Source organism: Flammeovirga sp. AWQ4_249 (genome assembly GCF_056161045.1).
The window spans coordinates 334,989-361,026 of record NZ_JBSWYJ010000002.1; the positions used below are offsets into that span (position 1 = coordinate 334,989).

A 26,038-nucleotide genomic window follows, 5' to 3' on the forward strand; every position below is an offset into this window, starting at 1 on the left:
AATATGTCTTTTTCACATCAGCCAGATTCACAAAATCAAATCATAAAGGTTCTACTCATAGATGATGACGAAGATGATTATATCATCACAGAAGATGTTTTGGATGATATCCCTTATCGCAACTATAAATTGGATTGGGTGCCTAATTTTGAAGATGCATTAGAAATCATCAATCTTGGGGCGCATGATGTCTACATTGTAGACTACCTTCTTGGTGCCAAAAGTGGCCTCGATCTTATCAAAGAATCTTTGGAAAATAAACCTTTTAAACCATTTATTCTCCTGACGGGGCAAGGCGATGTGAAAGTAGATGAACAGGCCATGGTTGCAGGTGCTTCTGATTACTTGGTAAAAGGGCAAATTACTCCTCAACAATTAGAAAGAGCTATACGCCACAGTATTCTTCACAGTAAGCATTTAAATCATATTCAAGAGCTTAATGAACAATTAGAACAAAGAGTTCAAGATCGTACGAGACAACTTGATAATGCAATCAAAACGTTACAACGTTCTAATGAAGATTTAGAGCTTCAAATATTTGAGCGAAAAAAAGCGGAAGATGAATTATTGAAGAGTCAGGCGATTTATAAAATCATCGCTCATAATTTTCCTTATGGTATAATTGCCGTTTTAGATGAAAATCTAAATTATATTTTTGCTGATGGTACAGGTTTTACTGACTTAGATCTTGATGCAGATAAAATTGTAGGTGCTCAATACTTTAAATTTCTCTCTGAAAATGATCCTTCACGAGCAGATGAATACAAAAAATGTTATCATCTCGCTAAGGAAGTAATTGATACAGGAGAAGAAGTAATTTTTGACTTCAGATATAAAGATTTAAACTACACTTCTATCATTGTTCCCATCAAGAACAGTAGAAGACAAACAAAACAAGTTTTGGTTGTAATGCTCAATGTTACACAACAAGCCAAAGCCGAAGAAGAAATCAAAAAAGCATTAACTAAGGAGCGTCAATTGAATGAATTAAAGAGTCGATTTGTCTCTATGGCATCTCATGAATTCAGAACACCTCTTAGTACTATAATGTCTTCTGTATCATTGATTTCGAGGTATAATTCAGTCGAACAGCAAGAGAAAAAGGAGAAACATATTAAACGTATCAAATCAAGCGTTAATAATCTTACACAGATCTTGAATGATTTCTTATCAATTAGTAAATTAGAGGAAGGTAAGCAATTTGTTCACCGTTCAACAATTGATGTCGATAATTTTATCGATGGATTGTGTGATGAGATGACATCGATGACCAAACAAGGACAGAACATAATCATCAGTCATGAAGGGGTATCTCAATTTAAGACAGACCCCCAAATACTGAAGAATATAATTATAAATTTACTATCAAACGCCATCAAATACTCTGGCATAGGAGACCGGATTTGGATTGAATCCTGTATAGATGAAAATGAATTGAGTATCAGCATTAAAGATGAAGGAATGGGTATTCCTGAAAAAGATCAAGTGCATTTATTTGATCGATTCTTTAGAGCTGAAAATGCAATAAATATCCAAGGAACAGGCCTTGGATTGAATATTGTGACGAAATACTTAGAAATGCTGAATGGATCTATCTCCTTCGAGAGTAAAGAAGACGTGGGTACAACATTCTCAATTAAAATACCGAAAAAGTATATTCCAAATGAAAAAAATACTGTTGATCGAGGATAATTTAGAGATGCGTGAAAACACATCAGAAATACTTGAATTATCAAATTACGACGTAATAACAGCTGAAAATGGTAAAGTGGGCGTTGAAAAAGCTAGAACTACTAATCCTGACTTAATCATCTGCGACATCATGATGCCTGAATTAGATGGTTATGGTGTATTATTCGCTTTATCTAAAGATCCTAACACAGCGAGTATTCCTTTCATCTTCTTAACTGCAAAAGCAGAAAAAACAGACTTTAGAAAAGGAATGAGCCACGGTGCTGATGACTATATTGCTAAACCTTTCGATGATGTTGAATTATTAGATGCAATCGAAAGTAGACTTAAAAAATCTGATACTGTACGTAAGCATTATGAACAATCTCCTGAAGGGTTTGACTCTTTCATCAGTGATGCTAGAGGATTAAATAACTTGGAGAAATTATCTGAAAATAGAAAAACACGTACTTATAAGAAGAAAAGTGTACTCTTTTATGAAGGAGATCACCCAAATGCTTTATTACAAATAGTAAGTGGTAAAGTAAAAACTTATAAGACAAATGAAGACGGTAAAGAATATATCACAGGTATTCATGGCCCTGGCGAGTTCTTAGGTTATGTTGCACTTTTAAAAGACGTTACTTACCCTGAGAGTGCTATGGTACTTGAAGAATGTGAAATTACAATGATTCCTAAAGAAGATTTCTTTAGTTTAATTCATAATAATAGAGACGTTTCACATGCTTTTATCAAGTTATTGACAAAAGAAGTGATTGAACAAGAAGAAAAACTATTAAAATTAGCATATGGTTCTGTGAGACAAAGAGTTGCTGAAGTATTATTACAATTAGACAAACGCTATCAACAAGGACCAAACGAAAGAATGTCAATTACAAGAGATGATTTAGCAAAAATCGTTGGTACAGCTAAGGAAACATTAATTCGTACCCTTTCTGATTTTAAAGATGAAAAATTAATTGAAATAAAAGATAAAAACATTACAATTATCAATTTACCTCGATTAGAACGATTGAGTCATTAATTTTTTTCAAAAAATATATTTAACCCACATCTCAAAAATGTGGGTTTTTTTATACCCTAGACTATATTCCACTTCTACTCCACTCAAAAAAATAAATTCAAAGTGAACTATTACAATTGGTTAGGAATTACTACTATGAAAACTAATTGTGTTTTTGTATATTCATATATAGAAAATGAAGATGCTACTTAAGCTTTAGTATTCATCTATGCAAACACATAATTAAAGCATCCAATTATTTTTACTTATCTAGATTAGATAATTTATTAGAATTTGAATATGGCTAGTACGAATGTACAATCACCTTTAAAAGATAAATTAAAAGAAGTATTTGGGTATAATCAGTTTCGTGGAAATCAGGAAGTGATTATTCAACATATACTTGATGGCAAGAACACTTTTGTGATCATGCCTACAGGTGCAGGTAAGTCTCTTTGCTACCAATTGCCAGCAGTTATCAAAGAAGGAACTACAATTGTAATTTCTCCTTTGATCGCACTTATGAAAAATCAAGTTGATCAACTTCAAGCACTAGGAATTAACGCAAGCTTCTTAAACTCAACATTAAGTAAAAGTGAATCCAATAGAGTTAAAAAAGAAACTCTAGAAGGTAAAACAAAACTACTTTATGTTGCACCAGAATCTTTGACTAAACCTGACAATATAGAATTGCTTAAAAAGTCTAATATCTCATTCATCGCAATTGATGAAGCCCACTGTATTTCAGAATGGGGACATGATTTTAGGCCTGAATATAGAAGAATAAAACAGATCATTGAGGAAATTGGAGACCTTCCAATTATCGCTCTTACTGCTACAGCAACACCAAAAGTAAGAGCTGATATCCAAAAGAACCTTAGAATGGAAGATGCTAATATCTTCTTATCTTCTTTCCATAGGGATAATTTATTTTATGAGATACACCCTAAGAAAGATCCTAAGGTACAATTGATTAAATTTATTCGTAATCATCAAAATAAATCAGGAATTGTTTATTGTTTGAGTCGTAAAAAGGTAGAAGAAGTTGCCGAGTTTTTACGTATCAATGGTATCAATGCACAACCTTATCATGCAGGCATGGAATCTTCTCAACGTATGGGAAATCAAGACGCCTTCTTGAATGAAGATTGTGATGTTATTGTCGCTACAATTGCCTTCGGTATGGGTATCGACAAACCTGATGTCCGTTTTGTTGTGCATTATGATGCTCCAAAGTCATTGGAGGGTTACTATCAGGAAACAGGACGTGCAGGTAGGGATGGATTAGAGTCTTACTGTATGATGCTTTTTAGTCCTGATGATATTGCTAAACTTGAAAAATTTCATAAAGATAAATCTATAACGGAGAGAGAGAATGTTCATATTCTTTTACAAGAAATGAGTTATTATGCTTATTCTTCGGTATGTAGAACAAAGCAGTTGTTACATTACTTTGGTGAAAATGTAAAGGAAAACTGCGGACACTGCGATAATTGTAAAGCAAAACATACTTCCTTTAATGCAAAAGATCATATTGTTCTTGTGTTACAGGCAGTTCAAGAGACAGAGGAACGTTTTGGTATCGAACATATCTGTAATGTATTGACAGGGACAAGAACGGACTATGTAGAAAGCTATAATCATACAGATCTTAAGTCTTTTAGCAAGGGTAGCGAATTTGATAATAAACATTGGGAATCTATCATCCGTCAATCCATGATTCATGGGCTTTTAGCGAAAGATGTTGATCAGATTACTTTAATTCGCATCACAGAGAAAGGTAAAGAGTTCTTAGAACATCCTTTTGATATTGATTTTACTCAAGATTATCAATGGCCTTCTGAATTAGAAGCACTTAATGAGGAAGCTGTTGTCACTAATGCTTTTGACAAAGAACTATTTGATTTATTAAAGGCAAAAAGAAAGAAACTTGCACATCAAAAAGGTATTCCACCGTATGCTATTTTCCAGGAACCTTCTTTAGAGGAAATGGCTACTGTTTATCCAATCACCAATGAAGAATTGATGCAAGTCAATGGTGTTGGTGCTGGTAAAGCAAAAAAATTCGGTAAACCTTTCTTGGATATTATTCAAGATTATGTGGAACAAAATGAAATTGTAACCGCCAAAGATGTTGTCGTTAAAAGTACGGTCAACAAATCAAAAGCTAAGATTACAATTATTCAGCATATAGACAGAAAACAAGATATAGAAGACATCGCCGATTCATTAAAAATATCTTTTGATGATGTATTAGATGAAATCGAAAATATTGTTGATTCTGGGACAAAATTAAATCTTGATTATTATATCGATACAATCATGGATGAAGATCGCTTAGATGAAATCTATGATTACTTTATGAATGCCGATACAGATGATCTCGATGATGCTTATGATGAATTAGATGAAGATATAGGTGAAGATGAAATTCGCCTTGTAAGAGTAAAATTCTTATCAGAAGTAGCGATGTAGAATCTTTTGAAGATAAGCATAAAAATGAAGAGTTAAGAAAGGATTTAGTTATTCTGGTTTTAGCTCTTCTTTTTTTTAATAACAAATAAGGAGTATCAAAAAAAGAGTTAAGAACAAGATTATATGACTCATTCTTAACTCTTCATTCTAAGTTTTTAACTCAATAAATACTGGAAAGAATTTATTTCGTAAAACCTCTATCTCTCATTAATGCCTCACTATCAGCATCTCTACCTCTAAACATTTTATAGGCTTCAGCGGGTTCAATCGCATTTCGAGGTGCAAATAAGTACTTCACTAATTTATCAGCTACATCTTTATCGTAGAACCCTTCAGGAGCATTTGCAAATACTTCAGCTGCATCTGATGTCAATACATCTGCCCAAAGATATCCATAGTATGCTGCTGCATATCCTTCGCCTGAGAATACGTGTCCAAATTGGGTTGAACGATGGCGCATTACAATTTCTTTAGGCATTCCTAATGATGTCAATGTTTCTTCTTCAAATTTCACTGGATCAATATCCGTAGGGTCTACAGTATGGTATTTAATATCCATTAACGCTGACGCTAAATATTCTGTAGTACTGAATCCTTGATTAAATGAAGCGGCTGCTTCGATTTTTTTCACTAATGATGCAGGCATTGGCTTTCCTGTTTTTTGATGTGTCAAGAATCCATTGATTACTTTATCAGTCGATAACCAACGCTCTAATAATTGAGATTGGAATTCCGTGTAGTCCCTTACACCACTGTTTGAAGTTGGGTATTTTACATTTGCTGACAAGAAGTGTAATGCATGTCCAAATTCATGGAAGAAAGTCTCAGCATCACTCCAAGACACCAATGAAACTTCACCTGGAGCAGGCTTAATGAAGTTAGAGTTATTTGAAGCCAATACAATTTTCTTTCCTTGGTATGAAGTGAAGCTTCTGTATGTTGTCGCCCAAGCACCAGAACGCTTACCTTTACGAGCATATGGATCAAGATACCATAAACCGATAACTTCACCTGATGTTTTATCTGTTACTTCCCAAACCTTTACATCAGCTTGAAAAACAGGAACTTTACCTTCTTCTAAAGCTTTGAATTGAAAATTGAAAAGCTCCCCTGCCACAAAGAACATCGCCTCTCTTAATTTCTCTAACTGAAGATATTGTTTTACTTCATCAGAATCCAAATCATACTTTGCCTTACGAACTTTTTCAGCATAATAGCGGTAATCCCAAGGTTCGATTGTGATTTTATCCCCTCGTTTATTTGCTACAGCTTGCATATCAGCCACTTCTTCCTTAACACGAGCAGTAGAAGCTTGCCATACTTTTTCCATCAACTCCATTGCATTTTCAGGCGTCTTTGCCATTCTATTTTGTAATCTCCAAGTAGCATAATTGTCATAGCCTAATAAAGCTACTCTGTCATCTCTTAATTGAAGGATTTCAGCGATGATTTTATTGTTATCGTGTTCATCTCTGTTATCCCCTCTCTTGATGTAATTCGTCCACACTTCTTTTCTTAATGCTCTTTCATCTGAGTACATTAAGAAAGGCTCCATAGATGATCTTGTATTTGTAATAGCATATTCACCAGGATGTCCTTTTTCTTCAGCCGTTTTAGCAGCTGATTTTACATAAGACTCTGGTAAACCACTTAATTGATCTTTTTTCAAATAAACTACATAACGCTCTTCATCAGCAAGAACATTGTTCGAGAATGAGTTATATAGAGATGATAATTTCTTATCAATCTCAGCATACTTTTTCTTTTTCTCTGGATCAAGATCAGCTCCATCCATTACAAAACCTGTGTAGATCAGTTCAACAATTCTTTGAGCTTCTGGTTCTAATGGCTTTTCTTGAGAAGCTTCATAAACCGTTTTAATACGTTGAAAAAGCTTTTCATTCTGATTAATTTTAGATGAATAATCAGAGATTTTTGGTGCTAAGTTTTTTGATATTTCTCTTAATTCAGGTGAAGACATATTACTCCTCCAAATACCATAGTATGTAAATGCTCTATCTAAAGGAGCTCCTGATTTTTCGAGTGCAACAATTGTATTGTCAAAAGTGGGAGCTTCTGGATTATTAGCAATAATATCAATTTCTTTGAGTTTCATAGCCATCCCTTCCTCAATTGCACTTTGAAGATCTGCTAGATTCATTTGATCAAAAGCAGGAACTCCTCCGTAAGGACCTTTCCATTCTTGTAAAAGAGGGTTGCTAGAAGTCATTTTCACCTCGTCTTGTTTGGTAGATGAACAGCTATAAAGTGTTGCCGTAAGGACACCAACACCTATTAGCGATTTAAATAATTGCTTCATTTGTTGATAAGTTGTTATTAATTTATTGTAGTTAGGTTTAAACAGTAATTATTTCAAACCTATGTATGTGTTTCTAGTTACGATTATCTAAGCCCCAATTTAGCTTTTTTCTGAGTGTATCCAAGAATTTCTCTGAACCTCCAATACTTACTAACTTCGCTTTGAAAGGGCATTTCTTTACTGCTAATTGAATAGAAGCATCCACTGGTTCCGATCTTGAATCTAAAGAAACTAAGAAGTTCTTACTTCTTCCTTCAATTTCAAAAGAGATAATACTATTATCAGAAACGATTAATGGTCTTACATTAAGGTTATGAGGACAAACAGGAGAGATAATAAAGTTTTCAGAACCTGGAATAACAACAGGTCCTCCAACTGACAGAGAGTATCCAGTAGAACCTGAAGGTGTGGATACAATCAAACCATCTGCCCAATAAGAATTTAGGTACTCACCATTAAGATAGGTATGTACAACAATCATTGAGGAAGTATCTCTTTTTAGAATAGTAAATTCATTTAATCCAAATTTAATACCACCAAAAAGATCATCACGATCACTTACTAGTGTAAGCATCGTTCTTTCTTCAATAGAATAAAACCCATTGATTAAAGCGTCAATTGTTGATTGGAAATTTTCTCTTTGAATAGAAGCCAAGAAACCTAATCTTCCAGCATTGACCCCTACAATAGGAATTTCAAGTTCTTGAACGTACGTCAAGGCTTGTAGAAGTGTTCCATCACCTCCGATAGAGATGACAAAATCAACACCCCGTAAATCTTCAGTTGTGCTAAAAACGCGTAGTTGCTTGAAAAGTTCAGGCTCTATTTTTTCTAAATAAGGCGCTAATGCATCTGAAATAATTAATTCCAATTCCTCTTTTCCGAGAATATATTTAATGGAATCTATAATAAACTTGCTTCGTTCAGTTTCTAATTTACGGCTGTGTAATGCTATTATCATTTTTAAAGTTCTAGGTACCTTAAGAGATTATCTAGTCTATCTTTGCTGTCATCTTTACCTTCTGTAAAAGAGGAAGAATAGATCACATTTAAACTGAATCTTTCAAATGTAGCGATTACAGCATCTACTTCCACTTTGTTTAATTTAAGCGTAACAATGACCATCTGTGGATCATTAGGATCAGATTCTACAAATGCACTTAATATTTTCACATTGTTAGATTCTACCCATCTACTAAGATCTTCTAATGAATAATGAATTGCTTCGATTCTTAAAGCAACAATATTTCCTACAATTTGATCAGCATGGGCACGTGCAAGTTCCATCATCATATCTTCCACGATGATCACACCATGATACCCACCTTCTTTATCCACTACAGGGACTATTTCAACATCAAATTCATCAACAACTCTTAGAATGTCATATAAGTGTGTTGTTGGAAGTACAGAAACTTCCTCAAATGACAATGGTAATTTCACTGATTTCACCCCTTCACTTAAGTCAAGATCAAAAAAATCACGCTCCATCACTAAACCGATATACTTCTCATCCTTAATAACAGGAAGTGAAAGGATGTTATGCTCTTCAAAATAAGCAAACACACGTTCTAGAGAGGTATTTGGGTCTATATGGGGTAAAGTCTTTGATATTAACTCTTTCGCTATCTGCATACCATTATTTTTTGTTTCAACTATAAGTATAAACAAATTGGGAGATAAAACATTGACTTTCATCAATATTTACCTCCCAATCTGTGAATAGTCATCACTACTATTCGAAATCTCCGAAATATATTTAGAGAAATGATTAAAAGGTTTCTCTAAACTACATTATTGTTAGTTATTTCTCAAGAAATCGTCTACTAACATATTGAATCGATTTGGATGTTCCATCATCGGTACGTGGCAACATTTATCGATAAAATGTAATTCAGAGTTAGGTATTTTTCTATTAAATTCATGACCTGCTGAAGGAGGTGTGATTGTATCATTCAATCCCCAAACCAACAAAGTAGGACATTTGATTTCATTTAACTCATCTCTTAGGTTGTGCTTTTGTGCTGATCTTGCATAATATACAATTCTCAAACACTTCGCGTTATCAGAAGTCACTTCATAACACTCATCAACCAATTCTTTTGTAGCTACTTCAGGATCATAGAAAGTATATCCTACTCTATCTTTGATAAATTCATAACTACCTCTTTTGGGATATGAAAGTCCCATTCCAGACTCATACAATCCTGAGCTACCTGTAAGGATAAGTTTTTGTACTTTTTCTGGATTTGCTAAAGTATAAAGTAATGAAACATGACCACCTAAGCTATTTCCTAATAAAGAAAATTTATCAAGTTCAAAAACTTCTACAAACTTTTCAGTATAAGCAACCAATCCTTCTAAGTTTGATTCATTACGAGGTGAATCGTAAATAGGCAACATTGGAATAATGACACGGTAGCGACCTGAGAAGTAGCTCAATACCTCAGACCAGTTACTTAACGCTCCGAATAATCCATGTAATAGGACTAATACTTCACCCTCACCTTCATCTATATATTTAAAGCCGTGCTTTTCTCTGATTGTTAGACTCATATTTTTACTTAACTGTAAAACTTTGTTTCAAAAATACGTGCAAAGATAAGATTTAATTTCACCTTTTAGCACTTTCTGACCATGTTTAAAAAAATGTTGAACCTATTTTTCAGATTTATTGACAAACATTAAATCTTTAAATTCTGAAAAAGAAACAGCTCCTTCCTTAAAAAGGTTTTGCATTTCAGCCATAACTAATTGACTATCAAAATCTTCATGTTTATTCTTTAAATATTCATTTAATAAATGAACACCAAAACCTTTTGCAGCCAAATAACCAATAGAAGAAGTCGAAAAATCTACAATATTTTCTGATTCACTAACGGATAAGATTGATTTATCATAAACATATTCCACTGCTTCCTTTTTTGTCCATAAATAATGGTGAATTCCCAAATCACAAACCATAAAAGCATATTGATGAACTTTCCATAGTTGATACCTGATTCTTTGGTGTAAGTCTGCATTATTATAGTGCTTGTATATACTTACATTTTTCCAGAATTCAGTAATGTATTCCATTGAAAGTCCTCTTCTGAATAAAGGTAGATTAGGGTTCAAAAGTTTAGAATTCGACCATTGATGCACATTTTGATAGGCAATTGCAGTCGGTTTCACAACTATTTTACTATACAAACTGATAGAATCAGAAAAGAAAATTTTACTCTTTCTTGTATTATCAAAACTACCCTCATAATAAAAAGGTTCAATAAATGTTCCTTGAGCTAGACTTGGATAATAACCAATCTCAATAGGATAATGTTTTGAACTTTCTTTTTCAAACTCCATAAAAGTATCTTCAAATAACATCATATACTCATGATGCGTCATTTGCAGTTCTTTTGTTGCAAAAATATCAATTCTTTCTCTTAATGAGCCAGATGCAATATTTGCAGAATCTAGCAATTCATGAAGTTTTCTTGTCTCTTTTGACAATTCTTTTTTACCTAAAAAGTATAAATTCTTTGGTCTGTAATGATAATCAAGATGGGCATCATTCATACCAAGTGAGGCTCTCAAACAATGCTGATAATATAACTCCCCAAATTTATATTGCATTGATGTAATTTCTTCAGGTGCTTGTATTTCTAATTCAGACACCGTTCTGTACAAAGCATCAAACGAAGGTATAACAGCACCTTCTATGGCTTTTTTGAGTTCATATTTTAATTCTCTCTTACTTGTAAGCAATTCTTCACCTTCAAGATTATCGAGTTTATTGATAAAATCTACATAAAATATATTTTCTTCAACAGGAGTAGATAAAAACACTTTAAGTTGTTCCTTTACTTTGTTCAATACATTTTTAGGTGGAATGGTAAGTGCATCATTGACATGAAAGTGATGAATAGCTTCTTCCAACGATTCGTTTGAACGTCTAAATAGAATATTTTTTGTTGTTATTTTTTCACTTGTCCCTTTAGGATTAAGTTTATTTCCTGTAATTAGTTCTGAAATTTTATCCTGAGCATCGATTAACCGACTGATGTAGTTTTTTGCATCTGATGTTGAGTTGATCGTATGACAGTTCAACATAAACATAGGTAATTGTACCTGTATTCCTTGAACATGGTCAATAGGAAACTTTGTATTTTTAAATAATAATTTCTCAAGGATCTCTTGTTCAATGATATAGCGAAACGTTTTAGCAGATAATTGCTCATCTGCGGTCATTTCATTAAGGTTATATCTATCTAGAAATTCATATTCTTTTTGAACATATAACGAATCAAATTCTACTTGGAATGTAGATACATCATTTAATTTTCCTTCTGACCCACTAGATATATAAGGCCATTTAAATGCTTTTGTTTTGGTAAGTACTTCAGGGTGTTCTTTTGCGTAGTCATAAAAAAATCGATCGAGAAGAGTGTATAGTTTTGAAGGTTTAAAGTACCATATATTCAAACGGTCACCGAGAGTAATCAATATTGCTATTAATATTAACGCTCGAAGGTATACTGTCCATTTATTGATAAAATGATAACCTACTTTCTTCAAGTAAAACTTTTGGTATTCCTTATTTAATTTATAATTACTCATTAAGAAAAAATCTTCTCTATTTTAAGCGTAAATTCTAACAAAATTGAAGCCACGTAAGTGAATTTATAAGATAACTTTCTACCTTAAAGGTGAAACTTTTCAACCTTATTCTAATACATTTGCATATACTAGCCTAATAAATGCAAAAAGAATATAACAATATTCTTATTTTTTTAGTTATTGAGATATAATGAAAACAGTGGAATTGGAAAATATCGTAAAGCAAATAGACTTGGATGTTGAACGTACACCATTACATTTTGATGAAGTATTGGGAACAGCACTAGACAGCGGACAACCTTTTGCTACATGGAAAATGCCTAATGAACAAATTCAACAAGTAGTTGTTTCTTTACAAAGAGAAGCACGCAAGGTTGATGTTGATTTAGAGGAATTACCTAAAGGATTTATTGCTAGACCTTTCCAAGATAAGCAAGATAAAGCTTATTTTATTCCAGCTGATATTTATTATACTTCAGAATCATCACATATTGAATTTTCAAATGATTATGATTTTGAAACTAAGCAAAAAGTGGAACGTGCTTTAAGTACTTATTATAAGCACGGACAGAAAAGTCAGTGGAAAGGACATCGCTTAGATACTCACTTCCCGCCTACTTCAAAAGAGCATTTTACAAGTATTGTTCAAGAGAGTATTGATGCAATGAATAATGATGCTTTCCTAAAAGTAGTGCTTTCTAGAACTAAAGAAGCTCCATTAAAAGAGGATTTTTCTCCAATTCAGTTTTTCCATCGTCTTTGTAAAGCTTATCCTAATGCTTTCGTTTCTATGTGTTACCTTCCCAATATTGGACTTTGGATTGGTGCTTCACCAGAAACATTAATCAGTACAGATGAGAATGGTATATTTAATACTGTTGCGTTAGCTGGAACTCAAGCAAGCAATGGAATGTCTCCAAAAGAAGCTTCTTGGAAGATGAAAGAGATTGAAGAGCAAGCTTTAGTGAGTAGATATATCATCAACTGTTTTAAGAAAATCAGACTTAGAGAATATGAAGAAAAAGGTCCACGCACTGTTGCCGCAGGACATTTACTTCATCTAAAAACTGATTTCACGGTTGATACAAAAGCAACTAATTTTCCACAATTAGGTACGGTGATGTTGAAGCTATTACATCCTACTTCTGCGGTATGTGGTATGCCTAAGGAAATTGCCACTCAATTTATATTGGAGAATGAAAAATACAATCGTTCATTATATAGTGGTTATTTAGGTCCTATTGGGATTCAAGATAGAGATCACCTTTTTGTAAATTTAAGATGCCTACAACTTTTTGAAGATCATGCATTACTCTATGCTGGAGCTGGAATTACAGCTGACTCAGATCCTGAAAAAGAATGGAAAGAAACAGAATTAAAAATGGAAACTATGCTCAAGCATTTGAAGGCATAATTTCTATTTTAACAATATATTAGCCCTTTTAAAATTAGTTTTAATAGGGCTTTTTTATTTTTTAACGTTTCTAAATGTAATGAAACAGGCATTCTTTAGACAAATAGTTAAAATTAGATTTTTTTAATCAAGGAATACAGTAACTTGGAATTCCACACTCAAAATTAAACCTATGAAATACATCATTTTATCTCTTATTATTTGTGTAAGTACATTAGCCTATAGCCAAGAAAAAGATATTTATGCTAAATATGGTATTGAAGTAGAAACTTTACAGCCAGGTCTACAGGTCGGTGATTTTGCTCCAGATTTTGAAGGAATTGATCAGAATGGTCAAAAAAGAAAACTTTCCGAAATGGTAAAAGAAGGACCTGTTGTGGTTAATTTTTTCCGTGGAAGTTGGTGTCCGTCATGTTTCAAACATTTAAAAAGTATAAGAGATTCATTGGACTACATTACAGCTACGGGTGCTCAAGTGATTATGGTGAGTCCTGAGGAAAAAGAAAGTTTAGATGCTTTCGCTAAAAAGAAAGGATTTACATTCCCTATGATTACTGATCAGGATTTAAGTATTATGGATAGTTATAAAGTAACTTTTCAAGTAACAGAAAAGTATCAGAAGAAAATTAAGACATTTTTGTTTACTGATATTGCTGCTAATAATGCGATCAAGCAAGCTTCTCTTCCTGTCCCTGCCACTTACATCATTGGCAAGGATCAAACGGTAATTGCGATGCAATATGACCCTAGATATTCAAATAGAATGAGTCCAACGGCAATTATTAACGCATTGAACCAAGAATAAATAGAATTTTAATATTGAATTCATTAATATTGAAGCGAGTTACTGTATTTTTATAGAGTAACTCGCTTTATTTTTAAGCGACACCCATTTTTTAGAGTAAAAAAGATACTCACTCAATACAATTGAGCGTACTAAAACATAAATTATAATAATATGTCTGCATCAACTGGAGCCGGAGAATTTATTGTAGAAGGAGGCCATAAACTAAGTGGCGAAATCATACCTCAAGGGGCAAAAAATGAGGCTTTACAGATTCTTTGTGCTGTATTGCTTACAGAAGAGAAAGTTACGATTCATAATATTCCTAATATCATTGATGTCATGAAATTAATTGACATTTTAGCAGACTTAGGAGTAAAAGTAGAAAAGTTAGGTGAAGGTTCTTACGAATTTGAAGCGAAAGATATCAACATCGAGCATTTACAAACTAAAGAATATTCAGATAAAGCTTCTAAACTAAGAGGTTCAATCATGGTATTAGGTCCATTATTGGCTCGATTTGGTAAAGGTAAAATTCCTAAGCCAGGTGGAGATAAAATTGGTCGCCGTAGATTAGATACTCACTTCTTAGGATTTAAGAAATTAGGAGCAAAATTTAATTATACAGAAGATGGTTTCTTCGAAATCGATGCTACGCATTTAGAAGGAACGTATATCTTATTGGATGAGCCCTCTGTAACGGGTACAGCCAATATCATCATGGGTGCTGTAATGGCAAAGGGTAAAACAACTCTTTACAATGCTGCTTGTGAACCATATATCCAACAATTATGTAAGATGTTGAACCGTATGGGTGCCAATATTTCTGGTCACGGTTCTAACTTATTGACGATTGAAGGTGTTGACAGATTAGGAGGCACAACACATACGATGCTACCTGATATGATTGAGATCGGTAGTTTTATTGGTATGGCTGCCATGACACAATCTGAGTTAACGATTAAGAATTGCCGTATTGATGAACTAGGTCAAATCCCTACTGTATTCCAACGTTTGGGTATTCAAATGGAATTCAGAGGCGATGATATCTACATTCCTTCTCAAGAGCATTACCAATTGGATCGTTTTATTGATGGTTCAATTTTAACGGTTGCTGATGGACCTTGGCCTTTATTTACGCCAGATTTATTAAGTATCGTTTTGGTAACTGCAATTCAAGCGAAAGGTACTGTACTAGTTCACCAAAAGATGTTTGAAAGTCGTTTATTCTTTGTAGATAAATTAATCGACATGGGTGCTCAAATTATTTTGAATGACCCACATAGAGCAACTGTAATTGGATTGGACCGTCAGTCTCAATTAAAAGGAATTAAAATGACTTCTCCAGATATTAGAGCAGGTCAAGCTTTATTGATTGCTGCATTATCTGCAGAAGGTACTTCAGTAATTTCTAATATTGATCAAATCGATAGAGGATATCAATTTATCGATGAGCGTTTACGTAAGATTGGTGCGAAAATCGAGCGTCGTTAATCAAAAAATTTATGTAATGCCCTGAAATAACGATACAGTTTTTCAGTGTAAAATAAATTAAGATAAGACTCAGTAATTGATTAATTATTGGGTCTTATTTTTTTATATGTCCTTCTCTGAAGCCCTCTAGTTTTATGCATTTGAGAAGGAGTTTTCATATAACAAGACATATGAGGTCTGACTAAATTATATGTTTTAATACATTCTTTCAAATAAGACTCAAATATTGTTTCATAATTTACATATCTGCTAAGATTAAAATCATGCTTGATGGTTCTATTTATTCTTTCCGCGATAGCATTTTTATAAGGATCATATGTTTCTGTCATACTCGTTGTAATCTTATTTTTCCGAAGTAATTTTTGATATGCTTTACTGCAATATTGTACTCCTCTATCCGAATGGTGTATCAGTTTTTCTTTCTTGTAGTGTCTATTTTTAATTGCCATCTTCAGAGCTCGAATTGCTCCTTCTTTGTCTAAAGATCTAGATAAATCATATCCCATAATTTGTTTAGAATAAGCATCTGTGACCAGTGCTAAATACCAAGGGTTATCACGTGAACCAACATATGTAATATCAGATACAATCACTTGTTCAGGACGGTTAATTTCTAAACCATCAACAAGGTCTGGATATGTTCTAAATCTATGATCTGAGTCCGTTGTGATATGATATGCTCGTTCTGGTTTGATTTCTAGATGGTTTGCTTTCATAATTGTAAGCAATTTATCTCTGCCTACACCTAAAGACTTTAACTGTGGATAAAGTCTCTTGTATAACATTCTATGACCACACTTAGGAAGTATTACTCTTTCCTGTTGGATGAGTTCAATAACTTTCTGAGCGACTATTTTATTATCTCTTTTACGATAAATTGAACGATAATAGACTTGACGATTTTTCCCAAGTAACTGACTTGAATATTCTATCGAACGTGAATAATCAAATTTTAAAATTGTCAACTACTTGGGTGAGGAGTTTTTTCTTATATCAATCTTATATTCTTTCTCGGCAAGATCAATCATCATATCAAAGATAATTGCTTTATGATCGGCTTTCTGCGCTTCTTTTTCCAGACGGTTAATTTTATTATTAGCAGCTTCTAATTCCATTTTCAGCTCTAATAATTCTTGCTCTGGTGTTTTCTTTTTCATGGTATTCACTTTATAGTTCCAATCAAAGTTACCATACTTTTGTAACCATACCTTTACTGTTCGATTACCTTGAATTCCATATTTACGTTGAGCTGCTTTTAAACCTAGCTGGCCACTTTCAACTTCTGACACAATTTGAAGTTTTAAAGACAATGGGTAATCCTTCTGTGTACGTTTAACATACTGACTTTTATGTCCTTCCATAATAACGATGGTTTTATTGTATCGTTATTTTAGGACTATAAACATAAAATCACGATGATCTGGCAATACACTTTCAATATAAATTTGCGTATTCGGTGAAAGTTCATTTACCTTTTCAATGATTCTCAAGATATTATTTGCTGTATATTCTGGAGAAGGGATTTGTTTTTTATAATGGATATTAAATAAATCATTCACCCCAATCATTATAAACAATTTAGATGGTTTGTAGTAAGCGTTTTCACCTAATCTATGCAAAACTCCATCCGATACATCTCCACTGGTTCCTCTATTTCTTATATTTTTAAGATCAAATTTTGCTGCCCAATCTCCACCTTGCTCAGTGATACTATTTCCTAAAAAGACAATGTCCCGTTTTGAATAGGATCTGCTTTAAAAGATGCTATTCTCTCTTTGTAATGATTTTCTACCCAATCATTAAAATATATTATGGTTAAAGTATCAGAAGGGTAAAGTACTGATTTATCTGATGTTGTAGTATTTTTTTGACAACCAAAAAATGACAATACGAAACCAAAAAAAGCAGTTATTAGTATATTCTTTTTCAACAGGTTAATGAAGTTTAGTAAAAAACATTGATTATTTACAATCTAATAATGGCAATTTATTATATATTTTAGAAGCATATAAATGAATCTTGTATTTATTGTATCAATCTTCCTTACAAATATTTTTTTCATTAACTTCATGTTCGAAAAATTACAACAATAAGCGATGAGTGTGAAGTATTCAGAAGGAAATAGTTACCCATTAGGAGCTACGGTACAAGAGAATGGAACTAATTTTTGCATATACTCTAAAGGTGCTAAAGCCATTGAGTTATTGCTATTTACAGATAAAGACAGCCCAAGACCTTTCCAAGTTATCAGACTTAATCCTGAGACAAATAAAACATTTTATTATTGGCACGTTTTCGTAGAAGGTGTTGGTCATGGACAAGTATATGGATATAGAGCTTTTGGAGATTATCTACCAGAACAAGGAGAGTGGTTTGATGGAAGCAAAGTTCTTGTAGACCCTTATGCAAGAGCAGTTTGTATGAATGATAATTATTCAAGAAAAGCAGCTATCCGTCCTGGAGACAATTGCCTCCATGCATTAAAAAGTATTGTCATTGATGATAGTAAATACGATTGGGAAGGTGACAAACCTCTTTCTCGACCTTACTCAAAAACGATTATATACGAAATGCATGTCGCTGGTTTCACAAAAGATCCTTCATCGGGTTTACCAGATGACAAAAGAGGTACATATGCAGGTTTGATAGAAAAGATTCCTTACTTGAAGGAACTTGGAATTACAGCCGTTGAATTATTACCAATCTACCAATTTGATCCACATGATGCTCCGAAAGGACGTATCAATTATTGGGGATATAGCCCTGTCAATTTCTTTGCCCCTCACTCGGCTTATGCAATGGATAAAAATGATCCAACAAGCCCAGTTAGAGAGTTTAAAGATATGGTAAAGGCTTTACATCAAGCTGGTATTGAGGTAATTCTTGATGTCGTTTACAATCACACCACTGAAGTTGGTCCGAAAGCAGGTCCTACGATCAATTTCAAAGGATTAGATGCTACTACATATTACATTACAGATAAAAATAATAAGTATGAATTCTTAGATTTCTCTGGATGTGGTAATTCTTTTAATGCCAATCATTCTGTTGTAAGAAGAATGATTATGGATTCATTAAGATATTGGGTTTCCGAAATGCACGTAGATGGTTTCCGTTTTGACCTTGCATCTGTATTATCCAGAGATGAAGAAGGCAAACCATTAGAAAACCCTCCTATTCTTTGGGAAATTGAATCTGATCCAATTTTGGCAGGAACAAAAATGATCGCTGAAGCTTGGGATGCTGCAGGATTATACCAAGTTGGCTCATTTGTAGGTGATCGATGGAGTGAGTGGAATGGTGTATATCGTGATGTTCTTAGACGTTTTGTCAAAGGAGATAACGATCAAATAGGTGCATTCGCAGGGTGTGTTGAAGGTTCACATCATATCTTTAAAGATCAAGAACATAGAGATCCTAATCGTAGTATTAACTTTATTACATGTCATGATGGCTTCACGATGAATGATCTTGTTTCTTACAATGAGAAACATAATTTAGACAATGGTGAATATAATAATGACGGTAGTAATGACAACTACAGCTGGAATCATGGCGAAGAAGGACCTTCGAATTCACCAGAAATTAATGGATTAAGAGAAAGACAAATAAAAAATTTCTTTACTCTTCTGCTTTTATCTCAAGGAACACCTATGATCTTAATGGGTGATGAAGTAAGAAAGACACAACATGGTAATAACAATGCTTATTGTCAAGATAATGGTTTAAGTTGGTTCAATTGGAACGACCCAATGAACAATGGAAATTCTTTACGCTTTGTAAAAGAATTAATTCAGTTCAACTTAAAACATGAATGCTTCCAAATTGAACGTTTTTGGAGTTCTAAAGCAAGAGCTAGAAAACCAATCATTTCATGGCATGGAGTAGAATTTGATTATCCAGATTGGAACGGAAATTCTCATGCTATTGGATATATGTTGACTTCACCAAACACAGGAGAGCAATTGTATATCATGGTGAATACCTATTGGGAAGATCTAAACTTTGAAATTCCTGAATCTACAATCAATCATAAACAGACTAAATGGAAAAGAATGATTGATACAGGACTTCCATCACCTCAAGATATCGTTTCTTTTGAAGATGCTGTTCAAATAGTACCAGGATATTACACTATTGCTCCTCGAGCAGTGGTAGTCTTACAATCTTACTAAAGATAGAAAACGAAAAAAAGGCATACTGAAATTATTTCAATATGCCTTTTTTGTATTAACTGAAATGTAATTAATTACTTACAATCAGAAATTCAACTCTTCTATTTTCAAGGTGCTTGTTATTAGAGCATCTAACACCATTACCACATTCATTGAGCAACTCTTCTTCTCCAGCTCCTTTTGCAATAAGAATATTAGCTGAAATACCTTTAGACATGAGGTATTCCTTAATATACTCTGCCCTGCGTGATGTTATATCCTTATTAAATTCTTCAGATCCTCTTGAATCAGAATGAACTGTAATATATAATTTCACATCTGTAAAATCTTGCAATAAATCTGCAAGAGCATCTATTTGATCTTTATTTTGAATTTTATATCCACTATTAATTTCAAATTCAACAGTATTTAAAGTATAAGGGATATTTAATTTTACCTCATTGATAGTATAAGTTACATCAATGATATCATTTGTATCTTTTCCGATTGTAGTAAAGGCATGAGCAATCTGATCAAAGTACCTTTCTTTAGTACCTAAAACAGTAAAATCAGATTCGCCATTTATTGTTAAAACAAATTTTCCTTCTTGGTCGGTATAAATAGTTGTCTTGGCACCACTTTTGGTATCTACTACACATACCTTCACACCCTCAACAGTTAACCCAGTGTTACTGTCTAGGTATGAACCTTTTAAGGTGTACTCTTTTTTTGAACTAGCATTTGTGGATACTGATAATAAACAAATGAGTAGAGTAATTAGTGGGTATTTAAAAAAACAATTAATGTTTCGCATAACAGAAAGTTTATAACACACTTGCGTTACTGGACGTTTTCGAAGTTCTTAAAAATCAAATATACAAATAATAAACGTTTGTTAATCATTTAAGTTGTTCTAATTTTCAAATATTCTTACTTAAGTCAAAAAAAATATAATTATCCCATATTCATATAATTGTATTTTTCAGACGCTTTTAGGCTTTAAGATTAATATATGAATAGATTTTTACACGTAAATAATGTCCTGCTTTTAATATTACTTACATGCACTATCTGTCTTGCCAATGGAAAAGTAGCAGTTAAAGGTGTGGTCTATTCCGAAAAATCAAAACCTATTCCTAAAGTAAAGGTCATCGCATATACTTTTTCAAAGAAAGGTGATGTTACAAAATTAACCCCTATCATCTCGTCTACTACCAATAAAGAGGGTGAGTTCCAATTTTCGATAGATAATCAAAGCAATTATTATATCCAATGTATAAAGGAAGGTTGGAAAATGCACAAGGAAACAATCATTTATGCAAAAAATGCGAAAGAAACGCAAAAAATAAGTATAACGTGCAAGATGTCAAAAGGTAATAGCTCTTATTTTTTAGATGGAAAATTAACTTCTGAAAATAATGATCATTCAAACTTAACGTTTGAAGTATTTGATATAGCAGCCAATACTATTTTCATCCAAAATAATATCAATAAAGACTTCTCCTTCTATTTTAATCACAAAGGCGAATATATTTTAAAAGTAATGAATACAAATAAGAACATTCTTTACATGAAAAATGTAATTATCAAGGAGCCAAAACAATATATTGACATTCATATCCCATCCTCACAAAAGAAGCAATTAGAAGTCTATCCTTTTTTAGTAAACACCTCAAAAATAGTAGAAGAAGCTCATCCTGAATTAGATGCTATAGCCAAAAAAATGCAGGAGAAAGATAAGTTTGATATCAGAATTGAATGTCATACAGATTCTAGAGGTGATGATGATTTTAATTTAAAAATTTCAAAAGAACAGGCATCTTCTATCAAAAACTACTTAATTTTACAGGGAATTTCTCCTGAAAGAATACTAATTGAGGGTTTTGGAGAAAACTTCTTACTCAATGAATGTAAGAATAACGTAAAATGTTCTAACTTAAAACATCTTGAAAACAGGAGAGTCGAATACCTTTTCTTAATAAGTGCTGTTCGATAGCTTATGCTTTTAAACATTAACATGACCGTCAATACAGTTCAAAAATATACTTTAGGTTATACTTCAATAAAAGAAGACTTATCCAAACATTGGATTGAAGATTTAAGTGATGACAGCTTACAAATTGGTGCCGTTCATACGGATCATTTGATTAACTCTGAACAAGAAATTAATATCACAACTGCTTTTAAGGAATCACATAAACCGCAGATTGCTTTAAAAAATGCAGCTAAAATTATTCAAGAAAGTACGGGTAATAACTTTGCTTTAGTGTATATCAAGGACCGTAGAATGTGGCATACTCGTGCGGGAGATATTCGTGTATTCGTATTTAGACAAGGTCGCTTTTTATCTCCTCCACATCATAAAGCAACTACTGTATCAACTCCGTTCTTATTAAAAGAAGATGACCAATTAATTATAGCAACTTCCTCTCTTCTTTTTAATAACGATCCTAAAATTCTAAAAGAGATATTCACCTCTTCTCTTCCACAAGAGATTGCTGAAAAATTACTTCTATCAGGAAATCCTGCCGGGCAAAATTCAATTTGTGCTATCCTTCCTTGTGAATTCTTAAGAGATAATACACCAAGTAGAGATCGAATGAAAGTACTTCAAGAGGTTTTTCCTTTTGAAAAAGAAGCAGAAGAACGTCTTGCTAATCCTGACCAAAAAAGAAACACGATTTATAATTTTGTTGGTTTTGTCCTATTTACATTGCTAGTCATCTTTATGTATAGTGCTAACAAAAGTAATTGGAAGAGTGATCTGAAGGAAAAAGATCAACAATTAATGGCTTTACAAAAAGAACTAGATAAAGCAAATAGCACAATTCGATCTTACAATAATTATCAAAAACTGCATATTAAATCCATTGCTGACAGAGACTTTGACGCATTAGATAGTGAACGTTATCGAATGTATGCACTTTTCAGAGATGTTAGGACTAAATTTAATCGGGTTCAAGTTGCTGAAAAATTCAACATTTACAATCCTCTCGCTATTGAAGCAAAAGTAGTCATGGGGGAAAATTGGTTTATAGTTCCCGTGAAAGGTACTCATCTTGTTCAAAAAGGTGAAACACTTCAAAAAATTGCCAAAATGTACTATGACAACACCAAAGAAGGTGTTCAATTAATCCAACAATTCAATCCTCAAGTTGTCGAAGGTCATTCTATTTTCTTACCCTTTGAGAAAAATTTATAGTATTTATAGAATTTAATTTTTCGTCTTTAACAAAACATCCTCCTTCAACATTCTTTTGTAACAAGGTAACCATTTCAAGTTTAACTTTTTAAGACTTGATAATCTTATTTTATCTTAAAATCATTACTTCAAACCTGCATTATTCATCAAAAGGAAAGTTAATACCTACTTTGAATTAGGGGTTAATTAACCTCTTTTGTAATTTCGCCGTCAAGGGTAACTTAACTACCTACATTTCAAACAAAATTCACAATGATTCACTCATTTATTGGTGATTTAGGACATATTTCAATCATCGTAGCTTTTGTTGGTGCAATTCTATCTGCCATTGCATATCGACTTTCCGCTATAGAAAATAATTCCATTGAAAAATCTCAGTGGTTACAATTAGGTAGAGGAGCATTTTATATACATGGCTTCTCCATCTTTAGTATTGTGAGTATTCTATTCTACATGATTTTTAATCATTATTATGAATACCACTATGTTTGGAGTCACTCTTCAGACAATTTACCAGCCTATTATATTGTATCTAGCTTTTGGGAAGGACAAGAAGGTAGTTTCCTTGTTTGGGCTTTCTGGCATGTTTTGATAAGTATTTTCTTAATCAAAAAAGCAGATCAATGGGAAAGCAATGTCATGTTTATCATTGCTGCTGTTCAAGCATTCTTAATGTCAATGGTTTTAGGTATTGACATTTTCGGTAATAAAATCGGTTCTTCTCCATTTATTTTATTGAGAGATGCAATCGAAGCACCTGTTTTTGCAAGCAATCCTAATTTTATTCCAGAAGACGGTACCGGTCTTAATCCATTATTACAAAATATTTGGATGGTAATTCACCCTCCTACCTTATTCTTTGGATTTGCATTGACAATCGTTCCTTTTGCCTATGTAATTGCTGCACTAATTCAGAAACAATATTCTGAATGGGTGAAACCCGCAATGGGATGGGTTGTATTAGCTGTATCTGTATTAGGATTAGGTATAATGATGGGTGCATATTGGGCCTATGAAACATTAAACTTTGGTGGATATTGGAACTGGGACCCAGTAGAAAATGCTGTCTATGTTCCATGGCTAATTTTACTTGCTGGACTCCATTTAATGGTTATTCAACACAAGAGTAATACAGCATTAAAAACAAGTATGATTTTAGTGGTAACAGCATTTATCCTAGTATTATACTCTACCTTCTTAACGAGAAGTGGTGTTTTAGGTGAAGCTTCGGTACACTCATTTACAGACCTAGGATTATCAGGACAACTTTTATTGTATTTGGTATTCTTCACTACAATTGCTTTTGTATTATTCTTCCTTAGATGGAAAGAAATGCCAAAAGACAATGATGAGCCAAGTTTGTACAGCAGTGAATTCTGGTTCTTTATTGGAGCAACTACATTAACATTAATGAGTTTCCAAGTATTGGTACCAACTTCAATTCCTGCATGGAATGCATTGGTTTCTAACTTTGGCATTCAATCCAATATTGCTCCTCCAGCGGATGCTGTTACTTTCTACACTAAATTCCAACTTTGGTTTGCTGTAGCGGTTGCTGTAGTATCGGGTACTACACAGTACTTCTTCTGGATGAGAATTGATAAGAAAAATATTTGGAGTACATTGTCTATTCCTTATGTCATCACATTAATCTGTGCGGCATTAGTGATCGTTTTAGGTAGTGTTCACCAACCAACTTATATTATTTTATTGACGGTATCAATATTCTCTATTGTTGCGAATATTCATGTACTGATTCAATATACAAAAATGAAAATATCAGTTTCAGGTGGAGCAGTATCACATATTGGTGCAGCTTTAATGTTACTAGGTATTTTAAGTTCAAGTGGTTTTGAAAGAGTAATTTCTTTAAACCTTTCAGGTCGAATTTACAACAGTGAATTCCCAGAGGAAATGAATAAAGAAAATGTGCTACTTTTCAGAGGGCAACCAAAGAAAATGGATCGTTATCTTTTAACTTATAAAGGGCCTAGATTAACTTCTAGAGATCTTCCTGGCTACTTTGACAAAGAAAAAGTAAGACAAAAAATCAACGATCCATATCACGCTATCGTAATGGAAGATTTAATTCAAAATGGAGAAACAATTGCTAAAGCTGGAGATGAAATTCAGATTTACAATGAGAACATCTATTATGAAATTGAATATACTGATGAAGAAGGAAAATCTTTCTCATTATACCCAAGAGTTCAAGATAATGAACAAATGGGACCTATTCCTTCTCCAGATATTGAATCTTTCTGGAACAAAGATATGTATACACACATTACTAACCTTGCTGTAGATGAAGAGGAAATCGAATGGAGTGAGGAAGAATTGCTTAACATGTCTCTTGGAGATACTGTTTTCTTAAATGATTATGTTGTCATTTTTGATGGTGTAAAACCACTTTCAAAAGCCCCAGGCTATGTAATTAAAGAAAATGATGTAGCATTACAAGCTAACCTTAGAGTTCTAGTGGGTAATGGTAGAAGTATAGATCTTAAACCATCATATATCTTGACAAAAGTAAAAAGAATGGGTATGGGTGGTGTTACAGAAGATTGGGACGCAGGTATAATCTCTGACACCAATAGAGAATTAGGTCTAAGAATCGCTTTGAAAGAAATAAAACCTAAAGAAAATAAATTTGTTTTCACTGCTGAAACTACTCAAAAAGATTGGGTAATTATGAAAGCAATTGAAAAACCATTTATCAATTTATTATGGATTGGTACTATCCTTTTAACGATAGGAACTATCATATCTACAGTAAGGCGATTTAAGTTAAGTGCTTAAAAAAGCAATTAATTCTTATAGAGAAAAGAGTAATGCATTAATGTATTACTCTTTTTTTATTAGTAACTATTCTCTGGTTTTTACGTTTATCTAAAGATAATC

20 protein-coding genes are annotated in these 26,038 nt (G+C 33.0%); 10 read left to right on the plus strand and 10 right to left on the minus strand.

The annotated features are described in order from the left end of the window. Positions 1-3 precede the first annotated feature (3 nt). From ACXAHM_RS03340 to recQ, 3 genes are all read left to right on the plus strand, one after another. Positions 4-1,692 (plus strand): sensor histidine kinase, encoded by a 1,689-nt coding sequence (locus tag ACXAHM_RS03340; protein WP_474958977.1) that lies wholly within the window; start codon positions 4-6, stop codon positions 1,690-1,692. Further along, a complete protein-coding gene (locus tag ACXAHM_RS03345; RefSeq protein ID WP_474958978.1) occupies positions 1,664-2,716 on the plus strand; it encodes a response regulator in 1,053 nt (350 codons plus the stop codon). The genes ACXAHM_RS03340 and ACXAHM_RS03345 overlap by 29 nt, the downstream gene beginning before the upstream one ends. Positions 2,717-2,995: 279 nt before the next feature. Then, positions 2,996-5,170 carry a DNA helicase RecQ gene (gene recQ / locus ACXAHM_RS03350; RefSeq protein ID WP_474958979.1) on the plus strand — a complete coding sequence of 725 codons (2,175 nt, stop codon included), beginning with the start codon at positions 2,996-2,998 and terminating at the stop codon, positions 5,168-5,170. 181 nt (positions 5,171-5,351) lie between these two features. Here the strand turns inward: recQ and ACXAHM_RS03355 are convergent, their stop codons facing one another. The 5 genes from ACXAHM_RS03355 to ACXAHM_RS03375 all read right to left on the minus strand — a co-directional run bounded on the left by ACXAHM_RS03355 (position 5,352) and on the right by ACXAHM_RS03375 (position 12,089). Beyond that, entirely contained in the window at positions 5,352-7,490 is a 2,139-nt protein-coding gene (locus tag ACXAHM_RS03355; RefSeq protein ID WP_474958980.1) for a M3 family metallopeptidase, read from the minus strand. A gap of 73 nt (positions 7,491-7,563) precedes the next feature. Further along, complete coding sequence (locus ACXAHM_RS03360; protein WP_474958981.1) at positions 7,564-8,451, minus strand: NAD kinase; 888 nt, start codon at positions 8,449-8,451, stop codon at positions 7,564-7,566. 2 nt (positions 8,452-8,453) lie between these two features. Further along, positions 8,454-9,125 (minus strand): CBS domain-containing protein, encoded by a 672-nt coding sequence (locus ACXAHM_RS03365; RefSeq protein ID WP_474958982.1) that lies wholly within the window; start codon positions 9,123-9,125, stop codon positions 8,454-8,456. Between the two features lie 165 nt (positions 9,126-9,290). Then, complete coding sequence (locus ACXAHM_RS03370) at positions 9,291-10,046, minus strand: alpha/beta fold hydrolase (protein WP_474958983.1); 756 nt, start codon at positions 10,044-10,046, stop codon at positions 9,291-9,293. 102 nt (positions 10,047-10,148) lie between these two features. Further along, positions 10,149-12,089: a DUF885 family protein gene (locus ACXAHM_RS03375; RefSeq protein ID WP_474958984.1), complete on the minus strand. Its 1,941-nt coding sequence runs from the start codon at positions 12,087-12,089 to the stop codon at positions 10,149-10,151. A gap of 190 nt (positions 12,090-12,279) precedes the next feature. Here ACXAHM_RS03375 and ACXAHM_RS03380 point away from each other — a divergent pair, with 190 nt between their 5' ends. The 3 genes from ACXAHM_RS03380 to murA all read left to right on the plus strand — a co-directional run bounded on the left by ACXAHM_RS03380 (position 12,280) and on the right by murA (position 15,781). Beyond that, on the plus strand, positions 12,280-13,503 hold the full coding sequence (locus ACXAHM_RS03380; protein ID WP_474958985.1) for an isochorismate synthase: 1,224 nt from the start codon (positions 12,280-12,282) through the stop codon (positions 13,501-13,503). Positions 13,504-13,675: 172 nt separating this feature from the next. After that, on the plus strand, positions 13,676-14,308 hold the full coding sequence (locus ACXAHM_RS03385; protein WP_474958986.1) for a peroxiredoxin-like family protein: 633 nt from the start codon (positions 13,676-13,678) through the stop codon (positions 14,306-14,308). 153 nt (positions 14,309-14,461) lie between these two features. Next, positions 14,462-15,781 carry a UDP-N-acetylglucosamine 1-carboxyvinyltransferase gene (murA, locus tag ACXAHM_RS03390; RefSeq protein WP_474958987.1) on the plus strand — a complete coding sequence of 440 codons (1,320 nt, stop codon included), beginning with the start codon at positions 14,462-14,464 and terminating at the stop codon, positions 15,779-15,781. An 80-nt stretch (positions 15,782-15,861) separates the two neighbouring features. Here the strand turns inward: murA and ACXAHM_RS03395 are convergent, their stop codons facing one another. From ACXAHM_RS03395 to ACXAHM_RS03410, 4 genes are read right to left on the minus strand one after another with little or no spacing between them, the layout of a single operon-like run. Continuing rightward, on the minus strand, positions 15,862-16,746 hold the full coding sequence (locus ACXAHM_RS03395; protein WP_474958988.1) for an IS3 family transposase: 885 nt from the start codon (positions 16,744-16,746) through the stop codon (positions 15,862-15,864). Next, a complete protein-coding gene (locus ACXAHM_RS03400) occupies positions 16,747-17,142 on the minus strand; it encodes a helix-turn-helix domain-containing protein (RefSeq protein WP_474958989.1) in 396 nt (131 codons plus the stop codon). Positions 17,143-17,166: 24 nt separating this feature from the next. After that, entirely contained in the window at positions 17,167-17,511 is a 345-nt protein-coding gene (locus ACXAHM_RS03405) for a GDSL-type esterase/lipase family protein (protein ID WP_474959035.1), read from the minus strand. Continuing rightward, complete coding sequence (locus ACXAHM_RS03410; RefSeq protein WP_474958990.1) at positions 17,499-17,711, minus strand: hypothetical protein; 213 nt, start codon at positions 17,709-17,711, stop codon at positions 17,499-17,501. Before ACXAHM_RS03410 ends, ACXAHM_RS03405 begins: the two co-directional genes overlap by 13 nt. A gap of 166 nt (positions 17,712-17,877) precedes the next feature. On the opposite strand from ACXAHM_RS03410, the gene glgX reads away from it, so the two are divergent. After that, the gene (gene glgX, locus ACXAHM_RS03415; protein ID WP_474958991.1) at positions 17,878-19,956 is read left to right on the plus strand and encodes a glycogen debranching protein GlgX; all 2,079 of its coding nucleotides are present in this window, start codon (positions 17,878-17,880) and stop codon (positions 19,954-19,956) included. 70 nt (positions 19,957-20,026) lie between these two features. On the opposite strand, the gene ACXAHM_RS03420 is transcribed toward glgX, so the two are convergent. Beyond that, on the minus strand, positions 20,027-20,749 hold the full coding sequence (locus ACXAHM_RS03420; protein WP_474958992.1) for an OmpA family protein: 723 nt from the start codon (positions 20,747-20,749) through the stop codon (positions 20,027-20,029). A gap of 198 nt (positions 20,750-20,947) precedes the next feature. On the opposite strand from ACXAHM_RS03420, the gene ACXAHM_RS03425 reads away from it, so the two are divergent. The 3 genes from ACXAHM_RS03425 to ccsA all read left to right on the plus strand — a co-directional run bounded on the left by ACXAHM_RS03425 (position 20,948) and on the right by ccsA (position 25,936). After that, positions 20,948-21,931: an OmpA family protein gene (locus ACXAHM_RS03425; RefSeq protein WP_474958993.1), complete on the plus strand. Its 984-nt coding sequence runs from the start codon at positions 20,948-20,950 to the stop codon at positions 21,929-21,931. Positions 21,932-21,952: 21 nt separating this feature from the next. Continuing rightward, positions 21,953-23,137, plus strand: a complete 1,185-nt coding sequence (locus ACXAHM_RS03430; RefSeq protein ID WP_474958994.1) for a LysM peptidoglycan-binding domain-containing protein — start codon at positions 21,953-21,955, stop codon at positions 23,135-23,137. A 252-nt stretch (positions 23,138-23,389) separates the two neighbouring features. After that, positions 23,390-25,936, plus strand: coding sequence for a cytochrome c biogenesis protein CcsA (ccsA, locus tag ACXAHM_RS03435; protein WP_474958995.1), 2,547 nt, complete (start codon positions 23,390-23,392; stop codon positions 25,934-25,936). Positions 25,937-26,038 lie beyond the last annotated feature (102 nt).

Coding starts and splice junctions, on each gene's coding strand:
- ACXAHM_RS03340 (WP_474958977.1), top strand. CDS start 4: ATGTCTTTTTCACATCAGCCAGATTCACAAAATCAAATCATAAAGGTT.
- ACXAHM_RS03345 (WP_474958978.1), top strand. CDS start 1,664: ATGAAAAAAATACTGTTGATCGAGGATAATTTAGAGATGCGTGAAAAC.
- recQ (WP_474958979.1), top strand. CDS start 2,996: ATGGCTAGTACGAATGTACAATCACCTTTAAAAGATAAATTAAAAGAA.
- ACXAHM_RS03355 (WP_474958980.1), bottom strand. CDS start 7,490: ATGAAGCAATTATTTAAATCGCTAATAGGTGTTGGTGTCCTTACGGCA.
- ACXAHM_RS03360 (WP_474958981.1), bottom strand. CDS start 8,451: ATGATAATAGCATTACACAGCCGTAAATTAGAAACTGAACGAAGCAAG.
- ACXAHM_RS03365 (WP_474958982.1), bottom strand. CDS start 9,125: ATGCAGATAGCGAAAGAGTTAATATCAAAGACTTTACCCCATATAGAC.
- ACXAHM_RS03370 (WP_474958983.1), bottom strand. CDS start 10,046: ATGAGTCTAACAATCAGAGAAAAGCACGGCTTTAAATATATAGATGAA.
- ACXAHM_RS03375 (WP_474958984.1), bottom strand. CDS start 12,089: ATGAGTAATTATAAATTAAATAAGGAATACCAAAAGTTTTACTTGAAG.
- ACXAHM_RS03380 (WP_474958985.1), top strand. CDS start 12,280: ATGAAAACAGTGGAATTGGAAAATATCGTAAAGCAAATAGACTTGGAT.
- ACXAHM_RS03385 (WP_474958986.1), top strand. CDS start 13,676: ATGAAATACATCATTTTATCTCTTATTATTTGTGTAAGTACATTAGCC.
- murA (WP_474958987.1), top strand. CDS start 14,462: ATGTCTGCATCAACTGGAGCCGGAGAATTTATTGTAGAAGGAGGCCAT.
- ACXAHM_RS03400 (WP_474958989.1), bottom strand. CDS start 17,142: ATGGAAGGACATAAAAGTCAGTATGTTAAACGTACACAGAAGGATTAC.
- glgX (WP_474958991.1), top strand. CDS start 17,878: ATGAGTGTGAAGTATTCAGAAGGAAATAGTTACCCATTAGGAGCTACG.
- ACXAHM_RS03420 (WP_474958992.1), bottom strand. CDS start 20,749: ATGCGAAACATTAATTGTTTTTTTAAATACCCACTAATTACTCTACTC.
- ACXAHM_RS03425 (WP_474958993.1), top strand. CDS start 20,948: ATGAATAGATTTTTACACGTAAATAATGTCCTGCTTTTAATATTACTT.
- ACXAHM_RS03430 (WP_474958994.1), top strand. CDS start 21,953: ATGACCGTCAATACAGTTCAAAAATATACTTTAGGTTATACTTCAATA.
- ccsA (WP_474958995.1), top strand. CDS start 23,390: ATGATTCACTCATTTATTGGTGATTTAGGACATATTTCAATCATCGTA.